At 38.9% G+C, this 14,932-nt stretch carries 12 protein-coding genes and 3 pseudogenes; 5 read left to right on the top strand and 10 right to left on the bottom strand.

The annotated features are described in order from the left end of the window. Positions 1-112: 112 nt before the first annotated feature. Positions 113-907, top strand: coding sequence for a hypothetical protein (locus BLP85_RS00065; RefSeq protein ID WP_092818111.1), 795 nt, complete (start codon positions 113-115; stop codon positions 905-907). Positions 908-969: 62 nt separating this feature from the next. Here BLP85_RS00065 and BLP85_RS14865 read toward each other — a convergent pair whose 3' ends face one another. Next, positions 970-1,128 carry a hypothetical protein gene (locus BLP85_RS14865; protein ID WP_165493301.1) on the bottom strand — a complete coding sequence of 53 codons (159 nt, stop codon included), beginning with the start codon at positions 1,126-1,128 and terminating at the stop codon, positions 970-972. 424 nt (positions 1,129-1,552) lie between these two features. Here BLP85_RS14865 and BLP85_RS00060 point away from each other — a divergent pair. Then, positions 1,553-2,662 (top strand): annotated as a pseudogene (locus tag BLP85_RS00060) (site-specific integrase); the annotation flags it as partial. A 60-nt stretch (positions 2,663-2,722) separates the two neighbouring features. Here the strand turns inward: BLP85_RS00060 and BLP85_RS00055 are convergent. Then, positions 2,723-3,308: pseudogene (locus tag BLP85_RS00055) on the bottom strand (transposase); the annotation flags it as partial. Between the two features lie 24 nt (positions 3,309-3,332). On the opposite strand from BLP85_RS00055, the gene BLP85_RS15160 reads away from it, so the two are divergent. Beyond that, on the top strand, positions 3,333-3,488 hold the full coding sequence (locus tag BLP85_RS15160; RefSeq protein ID WP_257234909.1) for a VF530 family protein: 156 nt from the start codon (positions 3,333-3,335) through the stop codon (positions 3,486-3,488). A 330-nt stretch (positions 3,489-3,818) separates the two neighbouring features. On the opposite strand, the gene BLP85_RS00050 is transcribed toward BLP85_RS15160, so the two are convergent. Genes BLP85_RS00050 through BLP85_RS00025 form a run of 6 tightly spaced genes read right to left on the bottom strand, consistent with a single transcriptional unit; the run spans position 3,819 to position 10,642 of the window. Next, positions 3,819-4,877 carry a 2,3-butanediol dehydrogenase gene (locus BLP85_RS00050; protein WP_092818110.1) on the bottom strand — a complete coding sequence of 353 codons (1,059 nt, stop codon included), beginning with the start codon at positions 4,875-4,877 and terminating at the stop codon, positions 3,819-3,821. Between the two features lie 21 nt (positions 4,878-4,898). Continuing rightward, a complete protein-coding gene (locus tag BLP85_RS00045; protein WP_092818109.1) occupies positions 4,899-5,684 on the bottom strand; it encodes an acetoin reductase in 786 nt (261 codons plus the stop codon). A gap of 11 nt (positions 5,685-5,695) precedes the next feature. Continuing rightward, on the bottom strand, positions 5,696-7,096 hold the full coding sequence (gene lpdA / locus BLP85_RS00040; protein ID WP_092818108.1) for a dihydrolipoyl dehydrogenase: 1,401 nt from the start codon (positions 7,094-7,096) through the stop codon (positions 5,696-5,698). 11 nt (positions 7,097-7,107) lie between these two features. Further along, positions 7,108-8,643, bottom strand: a complete 1,536-nt coding sequence (locus BLP85_RS00035) for a 2-oxo acid dehydrogenase subunit E2 (RefSeq protein WP_005105901.1) — start codon at positions 8,641-8,643, stop codon at positions 7,108-7,110. A 1-nt stretch (position 8,644) separates the two neighbouring features. Then, positions 8,645-9,664 (bottom strand): alpha-ketoacid dehydrogenase subunit beta, encoded by a 1,020-nt coding sequence (locus tag BLP85_RS00030; protein WP_048881927.1) that lies wholly within the window; start codon positions 9,662-9,664, stop codon positions 8,645-8,647. A gap of 15 nt (positions 9,665-9,679) precedes the next feature. Continuing rightward, on the bottom strand, positions 9,680-10,642 hold the full coding sequence (locus BLP85_RS00025; protein WP_075166713.1) for a thiamine pyrophosphate-dependent dehydrogenase E1 component subunit alpha: 963 nt from the start codon (positions 10,640-10,642) through the stop codon (positions 9,680-9,682). A 342-nt stretch (positions 10,643-10,984) separates the two neighbouring features. On the opposite strand from BLP85_RS00025, the gene lipA reads away from it, so the two are divergent. Then, complete coding sequence (lipA, locus tag BLP85_RS00020) at positions 10,985-11,959, top strand: lipoyl synthase (protein ID WP_092818107.1); 975 nt, start codon at positions 10,985-10,987, stop codon at positions 11,957-11,959. Positions 11,960-12,218: 259 nt separating this feature from the next. Further along, positions 12,219-13,310: a sigma-54-dependent transcriptional regulator family protein gene (locus tag BLP85_RS00015; protein ID WP_092818106.1), complete on the top strand. Its 1,092-nt coding sequence runs from the start codon at positions 12,219-12,221 to the stop codon at positions 13,308-13,310. A 275-nt stretch (positions 13,311-13,585) separates the two neighbouring features. Here BLP85_RS00015 and istB read toward each other — a convergent pair whose 3' ends face one another. Together istB and BLP85_RS00005 are read right to left on the bottom strand one after the other, a co-directional pair. Next, a complete protein-coding gene (gene istB, locus BLP85_RS00010; protein ID WP_143002170.1) occupies positions 13,586-14,350 on the bottom strand; it encodes an IS21-like element ISAba8 family helper ATPase IstB in 765 nt (254 codons plus the stop codon). Beyond that, a pseudogene (locus tag BLP85_RS00005) lies at positions 14,350-14,838 on the bottom strand (IS21 family transposase); the annotation flags it as partial. The gene istB and the pseudogene BLP85_RS00005, both read right to left, overlap by 1 nt. Positions 14,839-14,932 lie beyond the last annotated feature (94 nt).

The following is a 14,932-nucleotide window of genomic DNA, read 5'->3' as shown; positions in this document are numbered from 1 at the left end:
AAATTTTATGATTAATGCTGTATCTATGAAGTTTAAAAAAATTTGCGATACTGGCGAACACTTCATGCAAACGTGTGATGAAGGTGTGTAAAAGGTTGAAATGGAGTAACAAATGTTTGAAATATCGCAACTTAATTTGATCAATCAGTTGCTGGCAGGATACGAAATTTCTTCGCAGGTTAAAAGCTTACTCAAGCAAAAATATGTAAATGTTGAAGCCACATTAGTAAGAGCAAAAAAACTCAGAGAGATAGAGAAAGCAGGGCAGATCGTGATTCTGCAAGACCCTATTACAGAGCAGGTTGAAGATTTAGCCTATTTATTCTCACCCTTTATATTGGCGAATCTGAACCAGAAGGTGATTTATCACACAGTTAAAAATAAACAAAGTTTGAGCATTTTGTCGCGTTATTATCAGGCGAACCATAACAACCTTAGCTTTAACTTTGATGAATTATTGGACAGCCTGGGACTGTCTTTACAATTAAATGATGAAGAAATGACAACTGAAGATTCATTTTATCTAAATTTAATCAATAGTTTATGTAATTCAAAAGTATCGAGAATAATCTGTATTACACGTTTAAATGTTAATCTGGAACTGATTGATTTCATTGCTTATTTTTTACATGTACAAATACAGGTCATTGCGCTGGAACAACAATCTGAATACTTAGATATAAATAAAATCAATATGTTACAATTATTATTTAAGAATAAAAATGATAAATATATCCAGCTTTGTACAAAATTTTCCAAAATTAATGCCAAGTTGCTGAAAATTTTAAATTTATATAGCTTTGACCAAGCGCAATTGCTGATAGATGATATGTTTTATTCAGAACATATTTTTGAAAAGCTTTCAGTTTATGGTGAATATATGCAAACTAAAATTCAATATCATTGAACTAAAAAGCAGCATGTTTTCATTAAATATGCTGCTTGATCATAAATTTAGTGATAGAGGAATTAGGGAAGATATGAGTTATCTGCACCAACCACAAATGCCACACCAATACAGAACAATAAAGCGTAAATTCCAAACCAAATAATGGCTCGTTTGAAAGCCTTATCTGAAATTTCACTGTCAGCGTATTTTTGCTGCTTTTTTGGCTCTTGATTGTTCATCAGACTGTCTCAATTTGTCTATCTGTTAGATTGATTATTGACGATGTAATAGAACATCTATAGATACAAAAAAGTGAAATATTTATATAACAGTTATAGTTGTTCATTTGCAGCTATGGCTTGGCGAAGTGTAATGTAGAACGTAGAGCTATAAAAGAATAAAGCTTTCTGAGTATGGTATAGCTGTAGTGTATTCATTCAATAAATAAGTTTAAGTTGTCTAAGCAACAAGTAAGTAGTCAGGAATACTGGGGATGTTCCGAAGATATTTGATTTCGTATAATGTATATTATGTTAAATCCGATACACCTAATCATAACTTCATATCCTTCTTACTTAAACCACAATTCAATAACTTAAGTGATTTCTATTTCACTTATAAAATATGATATGTTGACCTCAAGAATACTTCATAAACTTTACTATGTTTGCTTTAAAAACAATTCATTTAGAAAAGAAAGTCTCAAACGAAAATCAAATTATTCTTTTATTTGATCTGGATTCATCTTGTCCATGTTTGTACCCCATGCTGTACACAATGAAGTTCCTTAGATTTCAAAGCATATCCACGCAGCATGCAGATTTGATAGCAATAAAATTTTGGTATGAATTTTGGCATGAAAAGTTTTCGACATCCTTTTGTGAGTCGTTCTACTCGACAGCCTACAATTTTGAGATCATTCAAGGTGAAATTGATAATTTCATTGTCTATTTAGAAAATAATAAAAAAATTGAAAGCAATCTTATTCGGCTAAGAAATACAGACCATACTAATTACACGACAATTGGTCATAGAATTAGATCCTTTCTAAAGTTTTACAGCTTTTTGATTGATGAATACCTAAGCATCCAATCACAGCCACAACTTACTTTGAAGGAGATTCAAAAAATTAAAGAAAACTTGAATAAATACATGACAATAAAGAAAAAAATTATAAATAATTTTTCAAAAGCTAATAAAACAATTAAAAGTGAGATAAATCACAATTTTAAGAGTATGAATCAGGAAATGATTAAAGGATTGTATTCAGTTATTTCACCAAGTAATTCTAATAAATACAATGAATTAAATCCTTTTAGATCTAAAAACGTACAACTCAGAAACTTTCTGATCATACATCTCATGCTTAACTATGGTCTTAGAATTGGTGAACTCATGCTACTAACAACCAATTCCATTAAAAAATCAATTCAGAAACATAACTTTAGTTTAATTATTACAAATACAGATGATGAGTTCGATGAACGATCAAAAAAACCAAAAATCAAAAATGAATATTCATACCGAGTAATAAAACTACAGGAACGAGACTATAGAATTCTTCAAATTTATATAAATGAAATCCGAAAAGAAATTCCTTCACAAATTTTATTTACATCTTTAAAGCCTCCCTACTCTGCTTTAAGTTATGCCAGTGTTAAAAAGATATTTGATAAAGTAGATTTGTCATTAAAGGCGTTGTTACCTGAGTGTTTTGATGCTTCAGCTTATGATTCAATAGAACATCTAACTGAACTGTACCGGGTTTGTCGGAGACTTTTTTATTTAAGTTAGGCCACCTAGCTTAACGGGTTAGTCTTATCATAGTAGACCAATAAATAATCTCTTAGATAGGCTGTCTGATGTTTTTAAAATGCCATAACGCCCGGAGCTTTCTTTCCAAATTCGTTTAATTTATTCAGCATGATGCAAATCATGTAGATCTCGCTTTGTTTGATGTTCCCTTGCGAAGCGAAGCTTCCCATCAACTAGATCTAGGGGTAATACCCCCATTTTTAATTAAATTAATAGGTAGAAGCTGCGATCGGTACAATCTTACAATTCGCCTTAACGCCATATAGGTCTTTATTGTTATGGATGAAATCCAGCATTATTTGTGTGGGCGTTCGAGCTCCACCTGGGCGAAAAAAGTGGCTGCTTTACGGAGAATTTCATTCGCACGTTGCACTTCTTTATTTTCACGTTCGGGCTGTTTAATACGTTCTTGATATGGAAGTTGCTGTACTTTAATTGAATTTTGTTGATCTAAATATTTTTGATACCAAACTCGTAAAGTTTCAGGAGTGCAACCAATTTTAGGCACAATCGCAGCCCAATTTGATGGATAATCTTTTTCAGATTCAATCAATAATTGAACCGCTCTATCTCTGATTTCAGGGGTATATTTAGGTTTTTTCATCGGATCACTACGCTTCGCTACGTCTTGCGAAGCAATGCGTCTCATCTCAGAAAGTTTGGTCTCCGACAAACCCGGTACGGTTCATCATTGAGATTTTTACGTACCACACCATGGGCACGTGAAAAAGTAGAAAGCTTATATTTGTATGTCTTACGCCAAAAAGCCAAACAGAAATCGTAGCTTTCAAAACCCCAACCTCAGCCTAATATTTTATACTAAACAGTAAACTAAACTTATTGAATAGCCAATGATTTTGTAGACACCTTTTAATTGGTGGTGGACTGCCACCACTCTCCTGGCAAAATTTAGTCTATATCCCTATGGTTTATTTAAAAACTTATTTTCTATCTTTACTAGGCTCTATGATCAAAATCATACTGGCACTCAACACTGTAAATTTGAGAATGAATCTGTACGTACAGACTCATTCTCTATCGATAAAGATATTAGAAATAGCTACATAGAGTTTATCTCTAGCTTATTCAAATTTGTCTTTGAAATTAGGCGTTACTACGGATGAACAATAATTTTTACAGCAGACTCATTATTATGAATCAATGTTTCAAAGCCTTTAGAAACAAGATCATCTAATGCAATCCGTTGGGTAATAAAAGGTTCTAGATTAATCTTACCTTGCTCAACCAAACGAATAGTTTCCTGATGGTCATTGACGTAAGCTATCGTGCCACGAATGTCTAGTTCTTTCATCACTACACTATGTACATTAATCGTGGCAGGATGGCTCCAAATAGAAACAATTACAACGACACCAGTTGGTTTCATCGCTGCGACGAGTGTATCCATAACTTTATTCACACTACTACACTCAAAAGCAACATCTACACCGCGGTCTTGAGTAATTTTCATTACTTCATTTACCACATCAACCTGAGATGGATCCAATACATAATCGGCAACACCAGCCTCTATCGCTTTTTCTTTACGTTTTGCACTCAGTTCAGTGATGATAACCGTAAGACCTTTGGCCTTTAAAATGGCTGATAAAAGTAGGCCTATTGGGCCTGCTCCACCAACCAGTGCGATATCACCAGCTTTTGCACCACTTCTGACATAGGCATGATGACCGACAGATAAAGGTTCTATCAATGCTGCTTGGTCTAAAGGAATATCATTTGAAATAGGATGTACCCAACGCCGCTGAACTGCAATTTTTTCAGAAAGACCACCACCGCGTCCGCCTAAACCAATAAAGTTCATATTTTTTGATAAATGATACTTATCATTGGGGCCAGTCGGGACATAATCCGCAATAATATAGGGTTCAACTACGACATGTTGTCCAATTTGGATATCGTCTACACCCTCACCAACTGCATAAACTACGCCTGAAAATTCATGTCCCATTGTTACAGGTGCAGATTCTCCCGAAATTGGATGTGGATGACCACAAGGTGGAATAAAAATAGGGCCTTCCATGAATTCATGTAAATCTGTACCGCAAATACCGCACCATGCAACTTGAATTCCAACTGTGCCTGGAAGTACTTTCGGTTCAGGGATATCTTCAATTCGAATATCCCCTCGGTCATAAAAACGAGCTGCTTTCATTGTGTATTCCTTATGTTGATATTAACGGTAAACCATTCCACCATCTGTCAAAATAGACTGACCTGTAATATAGTTTGCATCCTCGCTGGCTAAAAATGCAACTAATGCAGCCACGTCATCTGGTGTTTCAGCACGTCCTAAAGCAATACCATCTACATATTTTTTATACGTTTGACCAATTGGTGCACCTGTAATTTCAGAGAACCGCTGATCTATTTCGACCCACATGTCTGTACCAACAACACCTGGACAATAGCTGTTTACCGTAATTTTAGCACTGGCATATTCTTTAGCCGCAGCTTGCGTCAATGCACGAACTGCAAATTTAGTTGCCGAATAAACACCGAGTAAAGCAAAACCTTCATGACCTGCTATTGAGCATGCATTAATAATTTTTCCAGCCTGTTGGCGTTGTTTAAATTTATTTGCTGCGGCTTGAATCCCCCAAAGTACACCACCGACATTGATGTTCATAATTTGGTTAAATTCACTCGGCGTTACTTCTGCCAAAGCTTTGACTTGTGCAATACCTGCATTATTAATCATGATATCAAAACCATTAAGTGTCGATTCTGCATGATTAATAGCGTCAATGATTTGTATTGGATCTGAAATATCCGCAATAAATGTGGTGGCTTTTACGCCAAAGGCTTCAACCTCTTTTTGAACAGTATTTAACTTTTCTTGATGAAGATCGACCAAGGCAATATGAACACCTTCTTGTGCTAAACGTAAGGCAATACCACGTCCAATGCCTTGTGCCGCACCCGTAATTAAAGCAACTTTGTTGTTTAAACCTCTAGGCATGTTGCGACTCCTTAAATATGGATTGCACGTTGCATCGCCGACAAGACCGACTCATGCATCGCCTCAGACAAAGTAGGATGAGGGAAAATGACCTGCGCTAAGCTTTCATCTGTAGCTTCTAGGTATTTCGCGATGGCAAAACCTTGAATGTGTTCGGTGACTTCATGTCCAACCATGTGAGCACCCAACAATTCACCCGTTTCCTGACTAAAAATGGTTTTAATAAATCCTGCGCTATCGCCCAAAGCCAATGCTTTACCATTCGCTTGTAAAGGAAACTTACCCACATTGATATTCAAGCCCGTAGCTTTCGCTTTCTGTTCTGTCAAACCAATACTGGCCACTTGTGGATGGGTAAAGATACAGCCCGGAATTTGTGTACGATCTAAAGCATGTACATGACTTAGGCCTGCAATTTTCTCCACACAAAGAATGGCTTCATGACTGGCTTTGTGTGCCAAACACGGTGCACCTGCGACATCACCAATTGCATAAATGCCCACTACATTGGTTTTACACCATGAGTCGACTTTAATAAAACCATTCTCAAATTCAACTCCCAAAGCTTCTAGGCCAAGATTTTCAGCATTCGGTTTCACGCCAATAGCTGAAAGCACCTTTTCAACAGTAATGATTTGCACACCTGTGGCAGTTTCAATATGACAATGTACTTGAGCCTGATCAGTTTCTATTTTTTTTACAGTCGCTTCGGTTAAAACCTGCATACCCTGCTGTTCAAATTGCTTTTGTACATACTTCGCAACTTCAATGTCTTCGCTAGGGAGAATCTGCTTTGCAATATCAACCAAGGTAACTTGGCAGCCTAAGTCTTGGTATAGGCTTGCAAACTCACTGCCTATAGCCCCCGAACCAATGACCAGTAAAGATTTTGGTAATTGTTCCGGAACTAAAGCCTCTTTATAACTCCAGACCTGATGGCCATCTACAGGAATATGAGGCAAATTGGCCGCACGTGCACCTGTTGCGACAATAATATGCGGTGCAGAAATCTGCTGTTTTTGACCATTCGCATCTGTAAGCTCTAATTGCTCTTTGGCAATAAACTGGGCTGCTGCGTTAAAAACAGTGATTTGATTTTTTTTCAATAGTTGACCGATACCTTGCACCAGTTGCTCAGAAACCTGTCTGCTATGATGGACCAGTTTTTGAATATCAAAATCAATCGCGTTAAGCGTAAAGCCAAACTGCCCTGCATGTTTGAACTGCTGCGCAAGCACAGCCCCGCTCAATAATGCCTTGGTTGGAATGCATCCCCAATTAAGACATACTCCGCCTAAGTGTTGTTTTTCAACGATTGCCGTTTTTAATCCCAGTTGCGCTGCGCGAATCGCAGCGACATATCCTCCAGGACCAGCACCAATAACCACAAGATCAAATTGTGTATCTGACATGACTATTCCTCCTACACCAAAATTAATGCAGGATTTTCGACAAACTGCTTAAATGCCGATAAGAATTGAGCACCCAACGCACCATCAATGACACGATGATCACAAGACAATGTTGCGGTCACCATTTCACGAACAACAATCTCATCATTTTCAACTACAGCACGTTTCTCTGCTGCACCTAAGGCTAGAATTGCACCTTGAGGCGGGTTAATAATGGCATCAAACTGTTGAATACCCAGCATTCCCAAATTGGAAATACTGAAACTGCCCCCTTGAAACTCATCAGGTGCCAATTTTCCAGTTTTGGCACGTGTCGCCAGATCACGCATATCATTGGAAATTTGCGCCAAAGATTTACGGTTCGCTGCTTTAATAATTGGCGTGATCAGTCCATTTTCGATGGCTACAGCAACCGAAATATCAGCCTGTTCAAACTGTAAAATCTGCTGATTCTCTTCATCAAACTGAACATTAACTTGTGGAACTTTAATCAGTGCAGCAGCAGCAGCTTTAATCAGCATATCGTTAATGGACAGTTTGACTTGCGGTACAGTACTGTTAATTTGCTGACGCAAAGCCTGAACCGACTCAACATTTAAGTCTATCGTTAAGCGAAAATGTGGTGCATTGCGTTTTGCCGCTTGTAGCCGTGCAGCGATTGCTTTACGCATACCATTCATAGCTACGGTGGTGAATTTTGCTGACTCTGTTGGATGCGCATACTCAGTATGTTGAGCTTGTACAGGATTTTCCCGTTGATATACAGCTTCAACATCTTCCTTACAGACTCGTCCACGTGAACCCGATGCACGACAATCATGCAAATTAATGCCCCATTGTTTTGCCAAACGGCGAGCAACAGGTGTTGCTAGAACATCACTATCATCTGCTTTAGATTTCGCGGCTTTCGTACTAGCTTGATGACGTACATCTGGCCAAGAACCACCAGCAGCTTGAACTGCGGCCTGAATATCTTGAACACTGATACGGCCTTCACGTCCAGAACCCGTAATCTGAGCCAAGTTTACATTATGCTTTTCAGCCAATTTCAAGGCATGTGGCGTTGCAAAAATATCATCGCTTTGTTGGTAGCCTTGTAACTCATCAGGAATAGAATATCCGCCCTGAGTCACCGCTTTTGATCCATTACCAACACTGTTCTGTTTAGGAGCAGCTTGTACTTTGGTTTCAACTTGAGCCACATCGACTTTTTCAGGAACCGCTGCTACCGCTTTATTTTCAGTTACAGCAGGTGTTCCACCTAAAGACTGTGCAAATGCTTCAACTTCTGCATCGGAAACTTGAGCGTCTGCACAAATTGCAATGATTCCACCTACGACCAGTGTGTCACCATCGTTAGCAATAATTTTTCGTAGCAGGCCATCAAAAGGTGCCTCCAATACATTGACGATTTTTGTGGTTTCAATTTCACAAATTTCCTGTCCTTTACTAAATTGGGTACCTTCCTGAATCAGCCATTGGGCAATCGTACCCTCTTCCATGGACAAACCCCATTTTGGGATTTCTAAAGTTTTAATTTCGCTCATCCTAAGCCTCCAACGTCTTGCGTACAGCCTGTTCGATGCGTTCTACACTAGGTAGCCATTCTTTTTCTAGTACTGGTGAAAATGGTACGGGTGAGTGTGGTGGAGTGACTAATTCGATTGGTGCTTTAAGATAATGAAAGCCTTTCTGGGCAATAAGCGCAGCCACATCATGTCCGAAACCACAACGTGCTGCTGATTCATCTACAATCACCACACGACCTGTTGAAGCTACTGACTCTAAAATGCCATCTTCGTCTAATGGTGAAATGGTTCTAGGGTCAACCACTTCAACCGAAATGCCTTCTTTTGCGAGCTTATCAGCGACTTCATTGGCACGATGCACCATCAAACTTAAGGCTATAATGGTGATATCTGTGCCTTCACGGGTGTAATTTGCGACACCAAAAGGAATAGTGTAGGACTCATCTGGCACTTCGCCCTTAATGTCGTACAACAACTTGTGTTCACAAAAGACTACTGGGTCGTCATCTCGAATGGCTTGAATCAACAACCCTTTTACATCATAGGCACTTGAAGGCACCACCACTTTTAAACCAGGCACTGAGGCAAACACGTTATATGGCGACTGAGAATGCTGCGCTGCTGCGGAAAAACCTGCACCGATCATGCCTCGTACAACGAGTGGCGCTTTGGCTTTGCCACCAAACATATAGCGGAATTTAGCCGCTTGGTTATACAGCATGTCATAACACACGCCGTAAAAATCCATAAACATTAAATCTGCTACAGGTCTTAAACCCGTTGCAGCAGCCCCTGCCGCCATACCAATAATCGCTGATTCTGTAATTGGCGTATCAATGACTCGTTCAGAACCAAATTCAGTCCATAAGCCTTTGGTTACACCAAGTACACCGCCAAAACCTTCCAGTTTATTGTCATCGGTATTTTTGCCACCATGCCCACCACGAACATCTTCACCGACCACAATGACACTTGGGTCTCGGCGCATTTCTAATTCAATTGCTTCTTTAATCGCGTTTCGATAACTTTTATTTGGCATTTTTCTACTATTCCTTTAGTAAGAGACGTAAACATCAGTAAGTAACTGAGAGACTTCTGGGTACTTAGCTGCGCGTGCCTTTGCAACGGCATCGTCTACATTGGCTTTAGACTGAGCGTCAATCGCATCGAGCTTGGCTTCGTCAATTTTGTCTTTGACTTTTTCGCGGAATATTTTCAATGGATCTTTATGTTCTTTGACATAATCCAGTTCTTCTTTAGAACGGATAAGCCCTGGATCACCTTCAAAATGTCCATAAAATCGGTTGGTTACCGTTTCAATCACACTCGGGCCTTCACCACGGCGGGCACGTTCAATGGCTTTTTGTGCAACTTCATACACAGCAAAAAAGTCTGTTCCATCTACTTTTTCAGCGGGTAAGCCAAAACCTGCTGCTCGGCCTGCAATATCTTTACTGCCTACGGCATAATCATGTGCAGTACCTTCACCAAAACCGTTATTTTCAAAAACAAAAATGACAGGAAGCTTTAACACAACAGCCATATTAATGGCTTCAAAAGTTAAGCCCTGATTTGAACCGCCATCACCGGTAAAAGATAGACCAATCCCACCATTTTTGAGTGTTTTAGCACTTAAAGCTGCCCCAATAGCCAAAGGTGGACCACCACCTACAATACCGTTTGCACCGAGCATGCCTTTATCTAAATCCGCAATGTGCATTGAGCCGCCTTTACCACGACACAAACCATCATCTTTGCCAAAAATTTCTAACATCATGGCGTGAATGTCACAGCCCTTAGCAATACAATGTCCGTGACCACGATGTGTTGATGTAATGAAGTCCTTATCTGTTAAATTTTCACAAATCCCTACTGCAACAGCTTCCTCACCGCTATAGAGATGGATGAAACCTGGGATATCACCTGTATTGTTTTCATCGTGAAGTCGATCCTCAAATTCACGAATGTCGCGCATTCTTTTGTATGCTGCTAGCAATTGCTCTTCCGTTAATTGCATATCTTTGTTCCTTATTTACTACGCTTAAAAGAAAATCCAAAATTGAATAATTGGATTTTTAAATCGTATATTTATATAAGAATATTTTTACTTAATTTCATATTAGACTAAAAAAATATAATCCATAAAAAGATGAGATAAATATTAAAAACAGAAGGTTATGAAATTAAAAATTTTTGTAAAATTTTACAATAGTTCAATCACATACAAAAACAAACCTTTAACCAACCTTTGTTTTATATGATAAGTTTTTTGCCCTGTTTTAATATTATTAATCCATTTAAATCAGTTTATTTAATATCAGGGTATATATTAATTATTTTAAATGATGGAGTGTTTGTAATGGATTTAAATAACACAGTATTAACTGGAAAGAAGCTACGTGGCGCTGAAAAAATGGCGCGTATTCCAATTAAAGTTGTTCCAACGGAAACGACACCGAAAAAGCCAGAATGGATTCGGACTAAAATTAGTCAACCTGAGGAAGTTCAAATCATTAAGGATTTATTACGACAACAGGAACTACATACGGTTTGTGAAGAAGCGGCCTGCCCCAATTTGCCACAATGCTTTAGCGGAGGGACTGCAACGTTTATGATCATGGGAGATATTTGTACTCGACGCTGCCCATTCTGTGATGTCGCACATGGTCGTCCTAATATCCTAGATACTAATGAGCCAAAGCATCTGGCTGAAACAGTCAAGAATCTAAACTTAAAGTATGTCGTGATTACTTCTGTTGATCGAGACGACTTAAAAGATGGTGGTGCACAGCATTTTGCAGATTGCATTCGAGAAATTCGTCAAACCAGTCCAGAGACTCTGATAGAAATTTTGGTTCCTGATTTTCGTGGTCGTGCAGATATTGCCCTGAAGATTCTGAGCCAAAACCCACCTGATGTTTTTAATCATAATATTGAAACCGTGCCACGTCTGTATAAAGCTATGCGACCAGGCTCTAACTATCAGCATTCATTGGATTTACTCAAGAAATTTAAACACTACTGTCCCGATATTCCAACCAAATGCGGTTTGATGGTCGGTTTAGGAGAAGTCGAGGCTGAGGTTATTGTCTTATTAAATGATTTGAAAGATTACCACGTTGACTATGTCACAATCGGTCAATACTTACAGCCATCTAAGTCTCATGCGCCAATTCATCGTTTTGTTACGTTGCAAGAGTTTAAGCATTATCAAACACATGGAGAGCGCTTAGCGTTTAAAAATATTTGGAGTGCGCCATTAGTACGATCAAGTTATTTTGCAGACCGTCAGTATTATGGAGAGTCTGTACCTGCCCCATATATACGTGAATGACTTTTCATTATTTACATGCTTCATTGATAAATATGACGGTTACGTTTATTAACATTTCAGATGGAAATAGTCATTTTCAGCCCATAAGAACCCTTTTAAAGTAACTCAAGGACTGGTAAAGCCAAAAGATATGATTTAATCAAGCAAAGATAAAAGCATTTAAAATCGAAGCAAGAAGAAATGACGTAAATCACTATAAATTTGGAAGCTTATTTCTAAAGTTTTAAAATATTACAGTCTCATCATAAAGGAATATGATATGAACCTGTTCAATACAGCACCTGCAAAAAAGCTGCAAACAACCCATTTAATTAATCAAACTACTGTGCATGCTGCCCCTGTTTTAGCATTGCCTCAAGAAGATAAAACGTCTTTATTCCGCCGTTCTATTCAGCATAATTATGCAGATTTACTCAAAATAGCAAATGATTCAGATATGGCGATTGGTCTTACAGATCATCACGGGACTCTCTTGTGGACATGGAGTAGTTCAGCGATGCTTTCTTCTGCTGAACAAGTTCATTTTATTGAGGGCGGACATTGGTCTACACAGGCAGTTGGAACCAATGCGATTGGTATGGCGTTAAACAGCCAAATATCAAGTTGCGTCTATTCTCATGAAAACCAAATGGACAGCGTTCGTGATTGGGTCTGTTATGCAGCACCTATCTGGGATCCGACTTCAGGTCAATTTCATGGCATTATCAATCTTTCCACAAAATATAAAAAACATACCCCTCTAGGCATTCTTGCTGTGGAACGCTGTGCAGACTTAATACAGCGTGCCATAAAATTTGAACAGAAAAATTTTTTATACATTAAAGCGCTAGGTTCGCCTTGGGTTCAATTTAATGGGCAAACTTTAAACTTGAGTCACCGTCAAATTGAAATACTTTGCATTTTAGCTTTGCATCCCCATGGAATTGGCTTAGAAGAGTTACACTATGCCCTTTATGGTGAGCGTAGTGTCAGCCTAAAAACCCTAAAGGCTGAGCTTTCACAACTTCGTAGCCTATTACCTCATTCAATTGAGGCTCGCATTTATAGGCTTAGTTGTGAAGTCCAATGTGATTTTTTATGTGCTGAACAATCATTAAATGCAAATCTTATTTCCAGTACATTCTCACTATATAAAGGTAGCTTTCTCTCTAAATCAGAAAGCCCTTTACTCAGCACTTGGAGACATTGTTTTGATGCCCGTTTGAGCCAGTTGATCTATCAAATAAAGGATATCGATCAATTATTAAGAATTATTGGACAAACACATGACCGAATTGATGCGGTACAGCGTTTATTAGAGTTATTACCACAGGACAGTATCCACCGTAATTATTTTTCAAATCTGATTTAGATTTGATCTGTTGCTTCAACTCTAAAGTTTTATTGTGAAACAGATTGAAAAGGAAGTATGATTTTCATACTTCCTTTAATAAAATTTAAAATTGAGAACTAAATACAGTGAAGTCTAGTAATTCACTTACCCAGCTTTGACACCTAGTTTGTCGCTGCAAGGTGTATCTATGCCATTACTACAGCTTTGCCGTTGTCAACGGCATTCTAAAATTGCCCCCCTTTTACCTTACAAATGGCAAAGTAAAATTGACCCCCTTGATTTCGTATTAAGTTTCAACCTGAGGTTGAATCCCTATTCTTTTTTATCTTCAAACGATAACTCTCACCCGATATTTGTACCACATGACAGTGATGCAATAACCGATCTAACATCGCAGCGGTCAACGTGACATCATCTGCAAAGGATTTGGACCATTGGCTAAAGGGTAAGTTACTCGTCAATATCGTACTGGCTTTTTCATAACCCTTGGCAATCACGTTAAAGAATAGATTCGCTTCTTCACGTCCAAAGGGTAAATAACCAATTTCATCGATAATCAGTAATTTCGGGGCGAGTATCACGCGTTGCATATAAGTTTTCAGTTTACCTTGCTGATAGGCTGTACTTAGTTGCAGCATTAAATCCGCTGCGGTAATGAACTTGATCTTAATGTTGTTCATGATGGCCTTATAGCCTAATGCCATAGATAAGTGCGTTTTTCCTACTCCGCTAGCCCCGAGAAACACCACATTTTCTGCTCTAGCAATAAAGCTCAGATTGAACAGTTCAATCACCTGTGATTTAGGGGCCCCTAGGGCATAATTAAAATCATAGTCTTCCAGGGTTTTGACTTGAGGCAGGCCTGAGAGTTTCATCAGTACCTGCTGGCTGCGCTGTTGCCTGGCAGCATATTCATGCGTCAAGATCGCTTCAACAAAGTCGGCATAACTTCCATCTTGACCTAATGTTTGTTGTGCATGATGTGACCATTGTGATGCGATGGCAGGCAGATTGAGCTTTTGGCAAAGTTGCTCTATACGGTCGTATTGCAGATTCATCAGGAAACTCCCAGCAACTGGTCATATACCGATAAGGGATGCTGCAAACTCTCGTAGGGCATGACATGCTGTGCTGCTGCAACAGGTACAGTGCCAGAACCCGTATCTGATTGCGGTAATGGCGTAAATTTTTGCTGCTCCTGTTGCAGTCGAACAGCCGGTTTTTCTTGCGTGGTGGCATGAATCCGCTGATTGGCGGTTTCATGCAGCCACCGGCCAATGTGGGCATTGGCGACATTAACATCTAACAGTAAACCCGAAGTCTTCAGGCTTGCTTTCAATGGCACAATAAAGCTTGATTTGAGGTATCCATTAAAGCGTTCAACTTTGCCTTTGGTCTGTGCACGATAGGACTTACATACGCGAGGACGAAAGCTGTACTTCTTAGCGCAGTCGAGCAGTTTGGGATTCCATTTTTGCTGCCCCTCCTGATAGGCATCCCGTTCAATCATGATCGTTTTAGCGTTATCAAACAGGATTTCCTGAGGGCAGAGTAAAACTTGAAGTGCGACATAAACCACCTAATTAATTTAAAAGGTTTATGGAGTATATAAAATTGTCACACCATCATCTTAACTTTGA

The sequence above is a fragment of the Acinetobacter kookii genome, assembly GCF_900096895.1.
Taxonomy (GTDB): Bacteria; Pseudomonadota; Gammaproteobacteria; order Pseudomonadales; family Moraxellaceae; genus Acinetobacter; species Acinetobacter kookii.
Note: the sequence above shows the minus strand (reverse complement) of the source record. Positions and strands in the feature narration are given on the sequence as shown.

Excerpts from the sequence above, each read along its gene's own strand:
- BLP85_RS00065 (WP_092818111.1), top strand. The coding sequence starts at position 113 with ATGTTTGAAATATCGCAACTTAATTTGATCAATCAGTTGCTGGCAGGA.
- BLP85_RS14865 (WP_165493301.1), bottom strand. The coding sequence starts at position 1,128 with ATGAACAATCAAGAGCCAAAAAAGCAGCAAAAATACGCTGACAGTGAA.
- BLP85_RS00050 (WP_092818110.1), bottom strand. The coding sequence starts at position 4,877 with ATGAAAGCAGCTCGTTTTTATGACCGAGGGGATATTCGAATTGAAGAT.
- BLP85_RS00045 (WP_092818109.1), bottom strand. The coding sequence starts at position 5,684 with ATGCCTAGAGGTTTAAACAACAAAGTTGCTTTAATTACGGGTGCGGCA.
- lpdA (WP_092818108.1), bottom strand. The coding sequence starts at position 7,096 with ATGTCAGATACACAATTTGATCTTGTGGTTATTGGTGCTGGTCCTGGA.
- BLP85_RS00035 (WP_005105901.1), bottom strand. The coding sequence starts at position 8,643 with ATGAGCGAAATTAAAACTTTAGAAATCCCAAAATGGGGTTTGTCCATG.
- BLP85_RS00030 (WP_048881927.1), bottom strand. The coding sequence starts at position 9,664 with ATGCCAAATAAAAGTTATCGAAACGCGATTAAAGAAGCAATTGAATTA.
- BLP85_RS00025 (WP_075166713.1), bottom strand. The coding sequence starts at position 10,642 with ATGCAATTAACGGAAGAGCAATTGCTAGCAGCATACAAAAGAATGCGC.
- lipA (WP_092818107.1), top strand. The coding sequence starts at position 10,985 with ATGGATTTAAATAACACAGTATTAACTGGAAAGAAGCTACGTGGCGCT.
- BLP85_RS00015 (WP_092818106.1), top strand. The coding sequence starts at position 12,219 with ATGAACCTGTTCAATACAGCACCTGCAAAAAAGCTGCAAACAACCCAT.
- istB (WP_143002170.1), bottom strand. The coding sequence starts at position 14,350 with ATGAATCTGCAATACGACCGTATAGAGCAACTTTGCCAAAAGCTCAAT.